Annotated in this window: 11 protein-coding genes and 2 pseudogenes; 8 read left to right on the top strand and 5 right to left on the bottom strand. The window is 53.0% G+C overall.

Going from position 1 to position 17029, the window contains the following annotated elements:
• Together ndhD1 and H8Q75_RS00540 are read right to left on the bottom strand one after the other, a co-directional pair.
• Positions 1-513: pseudogene (ndhD1, locus tag H8Q75_RS00535) on the bottom strand (photosynthetic/respiratory NAD(P)H-quinone oxidoreductase subunit D1); the annotation flags it as partial.
• Positions 514-562: 49 nt separating this feature from the next.
• Entirely contained in the window at positions 563-2542 is a 1980-nt protein-coding gene (locus H8Q75_RS00540; RefSeq protein WP_024125647.1) for an NAD(P)H-quinone oxidoreductase subunit 5, read from the bottom strand.
• Positions 2543-2902: 360 nt separating this feature from the next.
• On the opposite strand from H8Q75_RS00540, the gene H8Q75_RS00545 reads away from it, so the two are divergent.
• From H8Q75_RS00545 to H8Q75_RS00560, 4 genes are all read left to right on the top strand, one after another.
• A complete protein-coding gene (locus H8Q75_RS00545; RefSeq protein ID WP_024125648.1) occupies positions 2903-3622 on the top strand; it encodes a lipid-binding SYLF domain-containing protein in 720 nt (239 codons plus the stop codon).
• Between the two features lie 61 nt (positions 3623-3683).
• Entirely contained in the window at positions 3684-4031 is a 348-nt protein-coding gene (locus H8Q75_RS00550) for a YbaB/EbfC family nucleoid-associated protein (RefSeq protein ID WP_024125649.1), read from the top strand.
• A gap of 18 nt (positions 4032-4049) precedes the next feature.
• Complete coding sequence (locus tag H8Q75_RS00555; protein ID WP_024125650.1) at positions 4050-4679, top strand: response regulator transcription factor; 630 nt, start codon at positions 4050-4052, stop codon at positions 4677-4679.
• A 243-nt stretch (positions 4680-4922) separates the two neighbouring features.
• A complete protein-coding gene (locus H8Q75_RS00560) occupies positions 4923-5441 on the top strand; it encodes a DUF4330 domain-containing protein (RefSeq protein ID WP_024125651.1) in 519 nt (172 codons plus the stop codon).
• Here the strand turns inward: H8Q75_RS00560 and H8Q75_RS00565 are convergent.
• Complete coding sequence (locus H8Q75_RS00565; RefSeq protein ID WP_041429250.1) at positions 5428-5826, bottom strand: RidA family protein; 399 nt, start codon at positions 5824-5826, stop codon at positions 5428-5430. The genes H8Q75_RS00560 and H8Q75_RS00565 overlap by 14 nt on opposite strands.
• Positions 5827-6180: 354 nt before the next feature.
• On the opposite strand from H8Q75_RS00565, the gene psaA reads away from it, so the two are divergent.
• The 4 genes and pseudogenes from psaA (at position 6181) to H8Q75_RS00585 (ending at position 12809) form a co-directional block, all read left to right on the top strand.
• The gene (gene psaA, locus H8Q75_RS00570; protein WP_024125653.1) at positions 6181-8448 is read left to right on the top strand and encodes a photosystem I core protein PsaA; all 2268 of its coding nucleotides are present in this window, start codon (positions 6181-6183) and stop codon (positions 8446-8448) included.
• Between the two features lie 23 nt (positions 8449-8471).
• On the top strand, positions 8472-10697 hold the full coding sequence (psaB, locus tag H8Q75_RS00575) for a photosystem I core protein PsaB (protein ID WP_024125654.1): 2226 nt from the start codon (positions 8472-8474) through the stop codon (positions 10695-10697).
• 450 nt (positions 10698-11147) lie between these two features.
• Positions 11148-11687 (top strand): annotated as a pseudogene (locus H8Q75_RS00580) (hypothetical protein); the annotation flags it as partial.
• Positions 11688-11750: 63 nt separating this feature from the next.
• Entirely contained in the window at positions 11751-12809 is a 1059-nt protein-coding gene (locus H8Q75_RS00585; RefSeq protein ID WP_255325349.1) for a mechanosensitive ion channel, read from the top strand.
• A gap of 93 nt (positions 12810-12902) precedes the next feature.
• Here the strand turns inward: H8Q75_RS00585 and ftsH2 are convergent, their stop codons facing one another.
• Positions 12903-14798 carry an ATP-dependent zinc metalloprotease FtsH2 gene (gene ftsH2 / locus H8Q75_RS00590; protein ID WP_297039539.1) on the bottom strand — a complete coding sequence of 632 codons (1896 nt, stop codon included), beginning with the start codon at positions 14796-14798 and terminating at the stop codon, positions 12903-12905.
• A gap of 61 nt (positions 14799-14859) precedes the next feature.
• Positions 14860-17029 (bottom strand): ATP-dependent DNA helicase RecG (gene recG / locus H8Q75_RS00595; RefSeq protein ID WP_297039542.1); only part of this gene is annotated, 2170 nt, incomplete at its 5' end.

The following is a 17029-nucleotide window of genomic DNA, read 5'->3' on the forward strand; positions in this document are numbered from 1 at the left end:
GAGGATAAACTTGGTGGCGGCGTACAGGCGCTTTTTCCCGCCCCAAATGGAGAGGAGCAAGTACACGGGGATCAGCTCCAATTCCCAAACCAGGAAGAAGAGCAGCATATCCTGCACGGCAAAAACAGCAATCTGGCCACCGTACATCGCCAGCATCAAAAAGTAAAACAGTCGCGGTTTCAGGGTCACTGGCCAAGCCGCCAAAATCGCCAGTGTGGTAATAAAGCCCGTGAGTAAAATCAGCGGCATTGAGAGCCCATCTGCCCCCACTGACCAGCGCAGGCCAATTTCGGGAATCCAATCATAGCTTTCCCACAGTTGTATGCCGGGGATGTTCAGGTCATAGAAATTGGTGAAGGCATAGACAATCAAGGCAAAGTCAATCAACCCCACCGTCAGGGCATACCAGCGGATTGGGCGTCCTTTGCCCGTGGGATCTGGAATGAAAGGAATCGCCAGGGCAGCCACAATGGGAAACAGGATAATTGTTGTCAGCCAAGGAAACGTACTCATGGCAATCGTGTTTACTCCTCCAGCAGTTGGGAAAGAACGATGACCGGGGCTAGGCTTGCACTGAGAAGATGACAAATCCCAACACCGCCAGTAGCACAATTAGGGCATAGAATTGGGCACGGCCATTTTGGAAGTATTTCAGCCCTTCACCGGTGACCATCGTGACAAAACCCGTGAGGTTAACCACGCCATCCACAACGTTGTAGTCCACTTCCAAAACCTGACGCGCTAAGCGCCGACAGCCTTTGATAAAGACCGCTTCATAGAGTTCGTCGAAATACCATTTATGCAGTGAGAACTGGTACAGCGGTTGAATGGCTTTGGCGATCGCCTGCGGACGGGGGGTGCCCTTGACATACATCAGGTAGGCCACAGTGATGCCAATCAGGCCAATCCCCACAGAGCTACCCCCAAGGATGAGGAACTCCGTCAAATCCACTGCGTGCTCCGCCACCCTCTCCTCACCGGGGGCATAAATAAAGACCTCAAAGAGGTTATTGAAGGGAGTGCCCACAAAGCCAATCAAAGTCGAGGGAATTGCTAGCACCACCAAAGGCAGCGTCATTGTCCAAGGAGATTCATGGGGTTCAGCAGCGTGGTGATCCGGGTGGGCAGCGTGATCATGGTGCTCCTGTAGCTCTGGGGGCGCATTGCGGAACTTGCCCTCAAAGGTCATGAAGTACATGCGGAACATGTAAAAGGCGGTTAAGCCAGCCGTGAGCCACGTCAGCAGCCACATTGCCGGGTTGGCATGAAAGACGGCACCTAAAATTTCATCCTTTGACCAAAAGCCGGCAAAGGGAGGCACGCCAGAGATGGCCAAGCACCCCACTAGAAACGTTGCCCCCGTAATGGGCATATACTTGCGGAGCCCCCCCATGTAGCGCATATCTTGAGCTAAGTCTGGGTTATGGCCAACCACCCCTTCCATGCTGTGAATCACTGACCCCGATCCCAGGAAGAGCATCGCTTTGAAGTAGGCGTGGGTCATCAGGTGGAAGAGGCCGGCGCTGTAGGCACCTACCCCCATCCCCATGACCATGTACCCCAGTTGGGAAATGGTGGAATAGGCCAAGCTCTTTTTGATGTCGTTTTGAGTGATGGCAATAGTTGCCCCCATAAACGCCGTAAAGGCGCCCGTCCAAGCAATGATCCCCATGACTTGGGGCAATTGCTCAAATACAGGGAACATCCGCGCAATCAGGAAGACCCCGGCGGCCACCATGGTTGCGGCGTGAATCAGGGCAGAAATCGGTGTCGGACCCTCCATGGCATCCGGTAGCCACACGTGCAGGGGAAATTGGGCAGATTTGGCCACCGGCCCTAGAAAGACCAAAATAGCAAGAAGGGCGGCAAGACTAGGAGAGAGTAGCCCGCTGTTCACCAGGTCTGTCAGGCGATCGCCCATGCCGGCAAAGTCAAATGTGCCCGTTGCCCAAAAGAGGCCCACCATCCCCAACAGCAGGCCAAAATCCCCAACTCGGTTGGTGACAAAGGCCTTTTGTGCCGCTTCTGCAGCGCTTTTGCGGTCATACCAGAAGCCAATTAGCAGGTAGGAACACATCCCCACCAGTTCCCAAAAGATATAAACCTGCACCAAGTTGGGACTGACCACCAACCCCAGCATTGAGGAACCAAACAGGCTCAAGTAGGCAAAAAAGCGCACGTAGCCGGGATCATGAGCCATGTAACCATCGCTGTAGAGCATGACTAAAAAGGCCACCGTTGTGACGATGACCAACATCAAGGCCGCTAAGGGATCAATCACGTATCCCATGGCAATGTGGAGAGTGCCCGCCGCAGCCCACTCAATCATTTGGGTATAGGGGACGTGGCCTTGGACTTGGCTCCAGAAGAGACTCAGGGAATGCGCCATGGCGATCGCCATCAACGCCATGATGAAAATGGCACTGGGACGCCGCAGTTTCGAAGTGGTCTCTGAGAAGGCAATCAAACCAAAGCCAACAATCAGCGCTCCCAACAGAGGTAAAACGGGAATCAGCCAAGCGTACTGATACAGGGGTTCCATGCGTGCCACCTAACTTTTCATGAGAGCTGCCTGCCTAGACAACCAAATAGGTATGAATCGCTAGTGTAGGCAAAGCCCTTTACATTCTGCCATATCCCTTTTAGTAAGCAACGAGGGGTACCAGTTACAGAAAATTAAAAATATGGATTTTCTTTAGCTTTGCCGCCAGACCTGATGACACCCCTCCCTGAAAGCCGGCGTACATCTAACAAAAATGAGATGATCGGTTGATGAGCTTTGACAGTCACTTTGACAGCGTTGTGTCCCTTGCAGCCTTGGGAAAAGGGCTGTAGGGATGGAACAAGTAAGAAAGGCTCACCTGTCTAAGGATACATTGAGGCAGCGATGAGGGAGACCGCGATGGAATTGCATTTTGTAATGGGACGCTTGCACTGGCTAGGGTCTGTCATTGGGGGGGCGATCGCCCTGATTTTCATCCCCCCTACTGCCCTTGCCCAAAATGCCCCCGATTCGCGCATGGTGCAGCGGGTCGAAAACGCCACATTTGTCCTCGGCGAGTTTACATTCAATAGCAGCAATCGCATTCCCCCAACAATTATCCAGCGTGCCCAAGGGATTGCCATTATTCCCAATGTGGTTCAAGCTGGCTTTATCTTTGGTGGTCGGCGTGGTGCCGGCGTTCTGCTTGTACGCAATGAAAAGAACCAATGGACTAAGCCTGCCTTTATTACAATGACCGGTGGGAGCTTTGGCCTGCAAATCGGCGCCCAATCCACCGATGTCGTGCTGGCCTTCATGGATAAATCCGTCATCATGCGCAGCTTGGCGCGGTCCTTTCGCTTAGGGGGCAATGTCTCCGTTGCCGCAGGCCCTGTGGGTGGAGAAGTCATCAGTCCTACCGACCCTAGTCCCCAAGTCTTTTCCTACACGCGCAGTGCAGGTCTTTTTGCCGGCGTTGCCCTTGAGGGCGCCAACATTAGTTTTGACCGTGGCGCCAGTACCCGCTTCTATGGCCGCTCCAACCTGACCCCGACGCAAATTTTCGAGAACTCGCCACCCCTCCCTTCCCCTCCCGTCCTCAATGGTCTCTACAATGCCCTTGCCCGTGCCGCTCGCTGATCCCTCATCAAGACAGTGATAAGATAGCAGTCAATAGTCCGCACTGTATAGAGAGAACACTATGGGACAGGGACAGGGTTTTGGCTTCGGCCTTGGCAAAATGAAGGAGCTGGCCGCCGCTATCCAAAAAGCGCAGCAAGTTCAAGAGGGCGCCAAGAAGCTTCAAGAAGACCTTGAAAAAATGGACATTGAGGGTCAAGCCGCCGGTGGTGCCGTGAAAGTGATTATGAGTGGTACCCAAGAGCCGCGGCGGGTAGAAATCAGCCCCGATCTGCTGAGTGAAGGGGCTGAAGTGCTCTCCGATTTGGTGACAGCTGCCATGCGCGATGCGTACCAAAAATCCACCGCCACTATGCGGGAACGGATGGAAGAGTTGACGGGTAATTTGAACGTTCCGGGTCTTGGTTAATGCACTTTTGCGCCCACCATGGCACCCAAGCTGCAGCTCCTGATTGTTGAGGATGACCCAATGATGCAACTGGGGCTAGGACAAGCCCTAGGGGAACAGTTTGCTGTGGTGGGTTATGCCGAAGATGGCTATAGCGCCATTGATTTGACACGGCAGTTACAGCCGCAAGTGGTTCTTATGGACATTGGCCTACCAAGGTTAGATGGGATTGCAGCTACCCAGCGGCTGAAGCGAGAGTTTCCTGACATTCATGTGGTGATGCTCACCTCTCACCAATCTGCCCTTGAAGCTGTTGCTGCCCTGTCTAGTGGTGCCGACGCCTACTGTATCAAGGGGGAAAGGGTTGAGCGATTACTGATGGCGATCGCGGCTGCCCAAGAGGGAGCCACCTACCTTGATCCCCAGATTGCTCGCCATGTCATCCAGCACCTGCATTCTCCCCAGCCGACAATGGACTATCACCTTTCACAGCGGGAACTGGATGTCCTGAAGCTAATGGTGGAAGGTTACAGTAATCCTGAAATTGCCGGCAAGCTATTTTTGAGTCCGAATACCGTCAAGACCCATGTGCGCGGTATTTTGAACAAGTTGGCGGTGGATGACCGGGTGCAGGCGGCAGTTGTTGCCCTCCGTAACGGTTTAGTCTAGGTCTTTCACAAGACTGAAGCACACTTGTTATGGTGAAGGGGAACCGTCGGTGTGTAGAGCCTGTGTCCTATGGCATCCCAGAGTCATGAGGCAACGGCTTTAGCCTCCGATGACTTCACCACCATTGCCTGGCACCCCAAGGGAGCGTAGCAAGGGGTACCCAGGGGGAACTCTGGGTTGGGCAAGCCAGTTAGGGAGAACCTGTGTGATAAAATCTTGCTGCGGGTTTAAGCGAGAGTGCCGATGAAACTCATTGATCGCTATGGCCGCCTTTTTGGCAAGGTGAGTCTTTTAGACCTTGGGGCAGGGCTTATTCTCCTGTGTGTTTTGGCGGGGTTATTCCTCCTGCCGGGGCGATCGGGCACCTCCTTGGCACAAATGACCGCTGCACAACCGATTGAGGTGGATATTCTAGTCCTAGGCCTAAGCACCCCTACCCCCCAAGATCTGATCCCGAAGGGCAGTACCGCCAACTTTATTATTCGTAACCAGCCCTACGGCCAAGTCACCGTGAAAAATGTCCAGGTTCTACCGCGCACGGTTACCGTTTCCCAGCCCGATGGGTCGGTTAAAGCCCTGCCAGATCCCCGTCCAGAGATGGCCTTTAGCAGCAACCTGCTCTTGACTCTCGAAGGCCGCGGCCAAATTACGAACAATGGTCCTGTACTGGGGAATACTGCCATCAAGGTAGGGACGCCCGTAGAACTAGAGGGCAAAGAATATAATTTCCGTGCCTCAGTGGTTGCTGTTAGGCCGTTGTAGGACAGTAGGCAATGCAGTCAATTTCAACCTTGACCCCCTTCGGCAGCCGCGATACCTCCACACAGGCACGGGCAGGTGCCGCCTCAGTATCCATGTACTGAGCATAGATTTCATTCATGGCTGCGAAGTCATTGAGGTCGGCGAGATATACAGTTGTTTTCACCACCTGTGACCAATCGCTGCCAGCGGCCTTGAGGACAGCACTGAGGTTCTCCATCACTTGGCGGGTTTGCTCCCTGATATCTTCGCCACCAACAATCTCACCCGTTTTTGGATCAAGGGCAATTTGCCCCGCAAGAAAGATCCAGTCCCCTTGCCGCACGCCTTGACTGTAGGGACCAACGGGCATAGGCGCATCAGTAGTATAAATAATCACTTTCGTCATAAAACTTAAAACAATTACTATCGAGGGCGCGATCGCCCCAACTGCTCATTCTACAGGGGATTGAGCCACATCTACCCGTATCAAATCAATGGATATGATAGCCCATATATTATGCATTTATACCCCCACAATCATGTCAAGAATTCAAGCATCTTAAATAATGTTAATTATCGGCAAAGTCTGTACTCCCCTTCTATAATGCTGAATTGAGCATTCGCCTCCTGAACGGGCTTTATTGTTCCATTGTGGGTCTTTAGATTCACGATTCTTCACAATCACTGATCTAAAGATCTTTGTATATTCTCGAGGTGAATGCCCTCGTTCCTTCCTTGCCTAAGAGAGAGGAGAGACTCGATGACCATCAGTCCACCGGAGCGAGAGCCAAAGGTCAGAGTCGTGGTTGATAATGACCCGGTGCCCACATCTTTTGAAAAATGGGCAAAACCTGGGCATTTTGACCGCACCTTGGCCCGAGGACCCCAAACCACCACCTGGATTTGGAACCTCCACGCTCTTGCCCACGATTTTGATACACACACGAGCGACCTTGAAGATATTTCCCGCAAAATCTTCAGTGCACACTTCGGCCATCTGGCTGTGGTGTTCATCTGGCTGAGTGGGATGTACTTCCACGGTGCAAAATTCTCAAACTATGAGGCTTGGCTGGCCGATCCCACCGGTATCAAGCCCAGTGCTCAAGTGGTCTGGCCCATTGTGGGTCAAGGCATTCTCAATGGTGATGTCGGCGGTGGTTTCCACGGCATCCAAATCACCTCGGGGCTATTCCAACTGTGGCGTGCCTCTGGGATCACCAATGAGTTCCAGCTTTACTGCACCGCAATCGGTGGCTTGGTCATGGCTGGCTTAATGCTCTTTGCAGGCTGGTTCCACTATCACAAGCGCGCTCCTAAGCTGGAATGGTTCCAAAACGTGGAATCCATGCTCAACCACCACCTTGCCGGCTTACTTGGGTTAGGATCTTTGGCATGGGCAGGTCACCAGATCCACGTCTCACTACCCATCAACAAACTCTTGGATGCAGGGGTTGCTGCTAAGGATATTCCCTTGCCCCACGAGTTTATTCTTAACCCCAGCTTGATGGCCGAGTTATATCCCAAAGTGGATTGGGGTTTCTTTAGTGGCGTTATTCCCTTTTTCACCTTGAATTGGGCTGCCTACTCGGATTTCCTGACCTTTAACGGTGGCTTGAATCCTGTTACCGGTGGCCTTTGGCTGTCGGATACGGCTCACCACCATCTGGCGATCGCCGTCCTCTTTATCATTGCTGGTCATATGTACCGCACCAATTGGGGGATCGGCCACAGCCTGAAAGAAATCCTCGAAGCCCACAAAGGCCCCTTCACAGGTGCTGGCCATAAAGGTCTCTATGAAGTGCTAACCACCTCTTGGCATGCCCAACTGGCGATCAACCTTGCCATGATGGGTTCCCTGAGCATTATTGTGGCACAGCACATGTATGCAATGCCCCCCTATCCCTACTTGGCCACCGACTATCCAACTCAACTGTCGCTGTTTACCCACCACATGTGGATTGGTGGCTTCCTGGTCGTGGGGGGTGCTGCCCACGGTGCCATCTTCATGGTGCGTGACTACGATCCGGCCATGAATCAGAACAACGTTCTGGATCGCGTTCTGCGCCATCGCGATGCCATCATTTCTCACCTGAACTGGGTGTGCATCTTCTTGGGCTTCCACAGCTTCGGTCTGTACGTCCACAACGACACGATGCGGGCCTTTGGTCGTCCCCAAGATATGTTCTCCGATACGGGGATTCAGCTTCGGCCCGTGTTTGCCCAATGGGTGCAAAATTTACATACCCTAGCCCCCGGCGGCACTGCTCCCAATGCAGCAGCGACGGCTAGTGTCGCCTTTGGTGGTGATGTGGTTGCTGTCGGTGGCAAAGTGGCCATGATGCCCATTGTCTTGGGAACTGCCGACTTCATGGTGCATCATATTCACGCTTTCACCATTCACGTGACAGTGCTGATTCTGCTGAAGGGCGTACTCTTTGCCCGCAGCTCTCGCCTGATTCCCGATAAAGCCAACTTAGGCTTCCGCTTCCCCTGCGATGGTCCCGGTCGTGGCGGCACCTGCCAAGTCTCTGGTTGGGATCACGTCTTCTTGGGTCTGTTCTGGATGTACAACTGCATCTCCGTTGTGATTTTCCACTTTAGTTGGAAGATGCAGTCGGATGTCTGGGGTACTGTTGCCCCCGATGGTACGGTATCTCACATCACGGGCGGTAACTTTGCCCAAAGTGCCATCACCATCAATGGCTGGCTACGGGATTTCCTGTGGGCACAAGCTTCTCAGGTGATTGGCTCCTATGGTTCAGCCCTATCCGCCTATGGTTTGTTGTTCTTGGGTGCTCACTTCATTTGGGCCTTCAGCCTCATGTTCCTCTTCAGTGGCCGCGGCTACTGGCAAGAGCTGATTGAGTCCATTGTTTGGGCCCACAACAAACTGAAAGTTGCACCGGCCATTCAGCCCCGTGCCCTGAGCATCATTCAAGGCCGTGCCGTCGGTGTAGCCCATTACCTCCTAGGGGGGATTGCCACCACTTGGGCATTCTTCCTAGCTCGAATTATTTCTGTAGGATAGGGGCGAGGAGGAGATAACCAACTATGGCAACTAAATTTCCGAAGTTTAGCCAAGACCTCGCACAGGATCCGACCACACGCCGGATTTGGTACGCCATCGCCATGGCTCACGACTTTGAAAGCCACGATGGCATGACTGAGGAGAATCTTTACCAAAAGATTTTTGCCTCCCACTTTGGACATCTGGCCATCATCTTCCTGTGGGTGTCTGGTAGCTTATTCCACGTTGCGTGGCAGGGGAACTTTGAGCAATGGGTTCAAGACCCTGTTAACACCCGTCCCATCGCCCATGCGATCTGGGATCCCCAATTTGGCAAAGCCGCAGTGGACGCTTTCACCCAAGCTGGGGCTTCTAACCCTGTGGACATTGCCTACTCTGGTGTCTATCACTGGTGGTACACCATCGGTATGCGCACCAACGGTGACCTGTACCAAGGTGCCATCTTCCTGCTGATTCTGGCTTCGCTGGCTCTCTTTGCTGGCTGGCTGCACTTGCAACCCAAATTCCGTCCTAGCCTCTCTTGGTTCAAAAATGCTGAATCGCGGTTGAACCACCACTTGGCAGGTCTATTTGGGGTTAGCTCCTTAGCTTGGGCAGGCCACCTGATTCACGTAGCCATTCCTGAGTCCCGTGGTCAGCACGTGGGCTGGGATAACTTCCTTAGCACCATGCCCCACCCCGCCGGTCTAGCACCTTTCTTTACGGGGAACTGGGGCGTCTATGCCCAAAACCCTGACACGGCTAACCACCTCTTTGGCACGGCACAGGGTGCTGGCACCGCGATTCTCACCTTCTTGGGTGGTTTCCATCCTCAAACGGAGTCCCTGTGGCTCACGGATATGGCTCACCACCACCTTGCCATTGCGGTGCTCTTTATTGTGGCGGGTCACATGTACCGCACCCAATTTGGGATTGGCCACAGTATTAAAGAGATGATGGATGCCAAGGACTTCTTTGGCACTAAGGTGGAAGGCCCCTTCAATATGCCTCACCAAGGCATCTATGAAACCTATAACAACTCACTGCACTTCCAGTTGGGTTGGCACTTAGCCTGCTTGGGTGTGATCACCTCCTTGGTGGCACAACACATGTACTCACTGCCACCCTATGCCTTCATTGCCCAGGACCACACAACCATGGCTGCCCTTTATACCCATCACCAGTACATTGCTGGCTTCTTGATGGTGGGTGCCTTTGCCCATGGTGCTATCTTCCTAGTGCGGGACTATGATCCCGCCCAAAATAAGGGCAATGTGTTGGATCGGGTGCTGCAACACAAAGAGGCGATCATTTCGCACCTGAGCTGGGTGTCCCTCTTCTTGGGCTTCCACACCTTGGGGCTCTATGTCCACAACGATGTGGTGGTGGCCTTTGGTACCCCTGAGAAGCAGATCTTGATTGAGCCGGTCTTTGCCCAGTTCATTCAAGCAGCTCATGGAAAACTACTCTATGGGTTTGATACATTGCTGTCGAATCCCGATAGCATTGCCAGCACTGCTTGGCCGAACTATGGCAACGTCTGGCTACCCGGCTGGCTCGATGCCATCAATAGTGGTACCAACTCCTTGTTCCTAACGATTGGCCCTGGGGACTTCTTGGTGCACCATGCCATTGCCCTAGGCTTGCACACTACCACTCTGATTTTGGTCAAAGGTGCGTTGGATGCCCGTGGCTCCAAACTGATGCCAGATAAGAAAGACTTCGGCTATGCCTTCCCCTGCGATGGGCCTGGCCGTGGTGGTACCTGCGATATTTCCGCATGGGATGCCTTCTATCTGGCGATGTTCTGGATGCTGAACACCATTGGCTGGGTAACCTTCTATTGGCACTGGAAACACTTGGGTGTTTGGGAAGGCAATGTGGCCCAGTTCAATGAAAACTCTACCTACCTCATGGGTTGGCTGCGAGACTACCTGTGGCTGAACTCGTCCCAGCTCATCAATGGCTACAATCCCTTCGGCACCAATAACCTGTCGGTGTGGGCATGGATGTTCCTGTTTGGTCACTTGGTGTGGGCTACGGGCTTCATGTTCCTGATTAGCTGGCGTGGTTATTGGCAAGAGCTGATTGAGACCTTGGTATGGGCGCACGAGCGCACTCCCTTGGCCAATCTTGTGCGTTGGAAAGATAAGCCTGTGGCGCTGTCGATTGTTCAAGCCCGGTTGGTGGGTCTGGCACACTTCAGCGTTGGCTATGTCTTGACCTATGCGGCCTTCCTAATTGCTTCAACCGCAGCCAAGTTTGGTTGATCCACTCACTAGTTAGCTTTTGTTAGTCCCCTGCCTCTGTGGTGGGGGATTTTTGTTTCCTATGGAGAAGGTGACCGAGTGACTGGAGGCACAAATCCCTTGAGAGATTGACAATAACTTGACAAAAGTCTAGTTTTATGGGCAGGGCAAAGGACACGGTTCAGTCATTATTGATTATTGAATGCCCAAGGGAACGGTGGGTGAGGCGATTCAATGGGCTGCTGCGTTGGACATGTCAACACGGTTAACTGTAGTTTGCTTTTAGTTTCTTATCTTTTTGTATCTCCTTCTATGGAATAGAGCTTTATTGCACTAAAGGTTAGCAACTTGTAATGTATCTCAGTATCCTAAAGATTTACTTAAAATCTGTTTTCAGAAACTTGACTTCATTGTTATTATAGGACTGAATTTCTCGGTTAGTTTTTGCTGCTCTCACTGGAGATACGAGTAATGCAGGGTAAGCTCGCATTCTTTATTATTTCTACATTTCCGTACAGAAACTATATTGAACAGTTATTGGCACAAGTCGATCTTGCAGAACCTTCTCAGATAGTTGGTGAAAATTCAGCTGGCCTTACCTTAGGTCTGGATAATTGGTGGGGGCTTTTAGTGCGGGTGATCATCGCACTTGCTTTGTTATTCATTGGTTGGATTGTTGCAATTGTTTTGGCAAGGGTAACAAGATCAATTTTGAAGCGGCTGCGTCTTGATGAATGGTTGAGCCAGTTCTTGGGTGAGAATGAATCGCTGCGAAACCTATCACTAACAGCAATTCTCTCAGGAGTTGTTTTTTGGATCATCTTTTTGCTGGGAGTGGTGGCCTTCTTGGATGCGCTGCGACTCACAATAGTTTCCCAGCCTCTCAATGCTTTTCTGAATCAAATTTTTACTTTCCTGCCAAAACTAGGGGTTGCTATTCTGCTTTTGGATTTGGCTTGGGTCGTGGCAACCATATCGAAAATGCTCGTGACTCAATCTGCCCGTTCTCTCAATTTGGATCGTTCATTACCGCTGGAATCTGGAAAAGAGGACACTCCAGAGGGGACTCCCACAATGTCTGTGGCTGAGATGTTGGGAAATACTCTCTACTGGTTTGTGTTTCTCTTCTTTCTGCCCTTGATTTTAGGGGTGCTTAATCTAGAAGGCTCGCTGCAGCCTGTGCAAAATCTCTTAAACGATATCCTAGGGACACTGCCCTTTATATTGAAGGCAGTAATCATTGCTATTGTTGGCTGGTTTATTGCGCGAATTGTGCGCAGCTTAGTCATTAACTTAATGACATCTATGGGAATTCAACGCATTGGCCAGCGTTTGGGCCTAGGGCAGGCTAGTCTGGGTGAATCCCTGGCAACGGTTATCGGTACAATCATCTATGTCCTAATTTTGATTCCGACGGCGATCGCTAGCCTTGAGGCGCTGCAAATTCAAGCCATTACGGCACCGGCAACGGCAATGCTCAATGAAGTGCTGACGGCCTTGCCAAGAATTTTTACGGCCGCAATTATTCTCATTTTGGCCTATGTCATCGGTCGCTTTGTGGCTGAGATGGTGCAAAACTTCCTGCAAACAATTGGGTTTGATCAGGTTCTTGTCTGGTTGGGCATTGAATCTCTGCCTGCCACGGCTGTAGAACCTGCGGAGCGTCCTGCCCATTGGCGCCAACCGTCTGAAGTGGTTGGCATTGTTACTTTGGTGGGAACAATGTTTTTTGGGGCGATCGCGGCTGTGGATGTGCTGGATATCCCTGCCCTGACTGCCTTTGTCAGCGCCTTGATGATCATCCTCGGTCGGGTACTGGTGGGTATCCTCATCTTGGCCGTGGGCCTATACTTTGCCAATTTGGCGTTTCGGATTCTCGCCGCTTCTGGAACCTCCCAGGCCCGCTTTCTAGGCCAAGCGGCCCGAATTGCCATCATGACGTTTGTGGGGGCAATGGCACTCCAGCACATGGGCGTTGCTACCAGTATTGTGAACCTTGCCTTTGGCCTTCTTTTTGGTTCAATTGCGGTGGCGATCGCCCTGGCTTTTGGATTGGGATGTCGCGGGATTGCCGCAGCCCAAGTGGAAGAGTGGATTGCCTTGCTCAAGGGTAGAAACTCGAATCCAGAGTGAGCCATTGGGGGCTTCCCTGAGATTAGGTGTCCTAGTCATAAAAAATCCCCCAGGGTAAATTGGGGGAGCAGGGATGGGGATAATGTTTGTGCCCTACAGTTGGGGCACAAATCGCTCTTTATCGGGAACTACGGTGTACTCAGCAACAATCTGGCGGAATTCTTCACCATCAATGGTTTCTTTTTCCACCAGTAGATCCACCAGGCGGTCAATGACGACCCGGTTTTCGCGAATGATCTTAATGGCCAGTTCGTAGCTGTGCTGCACTAATTCCCGCACTTGGGCATCAATGCGAGCGGCAATTTCCTCAGAGTATTCGGTTCGAGACACCAAATCGCGCCCGAGAAACACTTCGCCATTTTGGGTTTCTAAAGACAGCGGCCCAAGGTCAGACATCCCGAAGCGAGTCACCATCTGCCGCGCCATTGCCGTTACCTGTTGTAGATCATTGCCTGCGCCGGTGGTGACTTCAGCATCGCCAAAGACAACGTATTCAGCTGCCCGGCCGCCCAGGGCACCAGCCATCCGCGCCATGAGTTGCGATCGCGAGATCAGCCCTGAATCCTCTGAGGGCATGAACCAAGTAAGACCCCGGGCTTGACCACGGGGCACCAAGGTTACCTTTTGCACCGGATCGTGATCCTTGAGCAGCGTACCGACAATGGCATGACCCACTTCATGGTAGGCAATGAGACGTTTGCTCTTGCCATCAATCAGTGGTGTGCCCTCCATACCAGCAACAACCCGATCCACGGCATCGTCAATTTCCAGCATCGTGATCGCCGGCTTGCGACGACGGGCCGTGAGAATCGCTGCTTCATTGAGGAGGTTGGCCAAATCGGCACCGGTAAAGCCGGGCGTACGGCGAGCAATGGCTTCTAAGGACACTTCGGGCGCCAGTTTTTTGTTGCGGGCGTGTACCTTGAGAATTGCCAAACGACCCTTAATGTCAGGGGTATCGACAATGACTTGCCGGTCAAAGCGACCGGGACGCAGCAGCGCTGCATCAAGGACGTCGGGACGGTTTGTAGCAGCAATAACAATGATGCCTGTGTTGCCCTCAAAGCCATCCATTTCTGTGAGGAGTTGGTTGAGGGTTTGCTCCCGCTCATCGTTGCCACCGCCAATCCCCGCACCCCGCTGGCGACCCACGGCATCAATCTCATCAATAAAGATCAAGCAGGGGGCATTTTCTTTCGCTTTGCGGAAGAGATCCCGGACGCGGGAAGCACCGACGCCAACAAACATCTCGACAAATTCTGAGCCCGAAATGGAGAAGAAAGGGACGCCTGCCTCACCCGCGATCGCCTTGGCCAGCATCGTTTTGCCAGTGCCCGGCGGCCCCACCAGCAGCACCCCCTTGGGAATGCGAGCACCGACTGCTGTAAATTTCTCCGGCTTCTTCAGGAAGGTAACCACTTCTTGCAGTTCTTCCTTGGCTTCATCAACACCAGCGACATCATCAAACATCACGCCGGTTTTGGCCTCCATTTGAAAGCGGGCGCGAGATTTGCCGAAGTTCATCGCTTGGCCCGGTCCCCCTGGCACATTGCTGGAGCGGCGGAAAAGAAAAAAGAGTCCGCCCAAAAGCAAGATGGGGAAGAGTAAATTACCCAACAGACCCAACAGGGCACCATCATTGCGAGCTGGATGCACATCAATTTCTACGTGCTGCTCGCGCAGTTTACTAATGACTTCTGGCGCTGTCCCCGGCATATCTACCCGTACCCGCAGGGGGCGGCCGTTAATCAATTCCGGATCAGAGACATCCACAATGGCGGTGCGACCATTATCGAAAATGTCGACTTTACTAATGCGACCCGCATCTAGATAGGTGAGGAATCGCCCATAGCTCATGCGCGTACTGGCAGTATTCAGGGGAGGCTGACTTTGATTGAGCATAAAGTTGCTCACCCCTTGCCATAGGAGAATCCCAATGAGCAGTAGGGGTATTGACCAAAGGAGAGCAGTTTTCCAAGAGACTTTCATTGGCGGCGCTTTTTATCAGGTTCTTAACTAAATTTAACATATCCCTCCTGAAGGCGGGAGTTTAGTTCATCATAGTCTCGCGGAGGCGATCGCGCCGTTGCTGGAGAGCGGCTTGCAGCAGAGGATAGCTCCGTAACTCAGGATCCTCTGCGATCAGTTCAGTCGCTGCCAATCGTGCCGCTTCTAGGCAATCTTGATCCTCAACAAGGCTAGCTAGAGCAAAGTCTGGTAATCCCGATTGCCGCGTCCCTAACACCTCCCCTGGCCCCCGCAGCCGCAGATCCATCTCCGCAATAAAGAATCCATCCTGAGACTGGGCCAGCACATTCAGCCGTTGCCTGGCAGCATCATTGCGAGCACTATTGAGCAGCAGAAGACAATAGGACTGTTGGGCACCCCGCCCCACCCGCCCCCGCAGTTGATGGAGTTGTGATAGGCCAAAGCGTTCAGCATCTTCAATGAGCATCACTGTAGCATTAGGGACATCCACTCCCACCTCAATCACCGTGGTAGCCACAAGAATATCCAGTTGCCCCTGGGCAAAGGCTTGAATCGTTGCATCCTTCTCACTAGATGCCATGCGACCGTGGAGGAGTCCTACCCGAAAATTGGGAAAAATCTCCGTTTGTAATCGCTTGTGCTCGGCAATGGCGGATTTCAAATCCACTTTTTCCGATTCCTCAACCAAAGGCAGGACAATGTAGGCCTGACGCCCTTGGGCGACTTCACGGCGGATTAAATCGTAGGCACAGGAGCGATCGCCCCGTCCCAAGATGGTTGTTTGAATTGGCTGCCGACCGGGGGGCAATTCATCAATTTGACTAACATCTAAATCTCCATGGAGAGTCAACGCAAGAGTGCGGGGAATCGGTGTCGCCGTCATGGTCAGCACATGGGGCAGGACTCCCTTGGCTTGTAGCTTTGCCCGTTGGGCTACCCCAAAGCGGTGCTGTTCATCAATCACCACTAGACCGAGCCGCTGAAACCTCACCCCCTCTTGGATAAGAGCATGGGTACCCACCAGCACCGGCAATTCCCCCGTTGCCAATTGATCGAGAATCCGGCGTCGCTTGGTTGTGCGTACGGAGCCCGTGAGCAGTTCCACCGGCACATGGAGGGGGGTAAGCCACTCAAAGAGCTTGCGATAGTGCTGCTCTGCCAGAACCTCCGTGGGCGCCATCAGTGCCCCTTGGTAGCCAGACTGCACTGCCGCCAATAGGGCAATCACGGCAACAACGGTTTTCCCTGACCCCACATCCCCTTGGAGAAGGCGATTCATGGGAATCGGCTGCTCTAAATCCGCCAAAATTTCCGCCACTACCCGCTGCTGTGCCCCTGTGAGTTGAAAGGGCAACCGTTGGTAAAACTGCTCAATGAGTTCCCCTTGGGGCTTGAGGGGGGCACTGGCCTGCTGTTGCTGCTGTCGCCGCCGTTGGAGTAGCCCCAATTGCAGATAAAAGAATTCATCAAAAATCAGCCGCCGCCGTGCCAGACTCAGTTGGGTTTGATCTGGCGGAAAGTGTATGTGACGCAGCGCCATGTCTAGGGGCATGAGTTGGTGACGTTGGCGTAGCGCTTGCGGTAGGGGATCAGGATAGCCTTGCACCAAGGGCAGAATGCGAGCGACCGCACGGCGAATCACCTCGGGCGATATCCCCTCCGTCAGTGGATAGACGGGCACAATCCGGCCAATGGTGAGGGAGTCTATTTCTGCCCCAGCATGATCCAGCACTTCCAACTCTGGATCCTCAAGGGTGAGGCCGTACTTCGTCCGCTTCACGAGGCCAGAGGCGGCCACAAGGGTCTGGGGGGCGTAGAGGCGCTTTTGCTGCTCTTGCCATCCCCGTTGGGCATAGCGAGCCCCGGCATAGAAACGACTCAGGCGAATTTCTCCGGTGCGATCTTGAAGAATAATTTCTAGGATGGTCAGCTTGGCATTGCGCGGACTGGTAAAACAGTTGCAGCGGCGGACTTTACCCACAAGGGTGACGGTCTCCCCAGCTTGGAGTTGCCGAATCGGGACTTGGCGCGCATAGTCAATGTGATCGCGGGGGAAGTAGTAAATGAGATCCGCAACCGTATAAAGCCCGAGTTTTGCCAATTTCGCCGCAGGGCGATCGCCTACGACGCAGCGGAGCTGTTCGCCAATCCCATGCACTGTTTTGAGGGCTTGATCGAGGGGACGGGATCTTGGGGGTGAACTGGCCAGTTGTTTGTGGACATCGTGGAGC

Origin of the sequence: Thermosynechococcus sp. OHK43 (assembly GCF_014466085.1) — a bacterium.
Lineage (GTDB): Bacteria > Cyanobacteriota > Cyanobacteriia > Thermosynechococcales > Thermosynechococcaceae > Thermosynechococcus.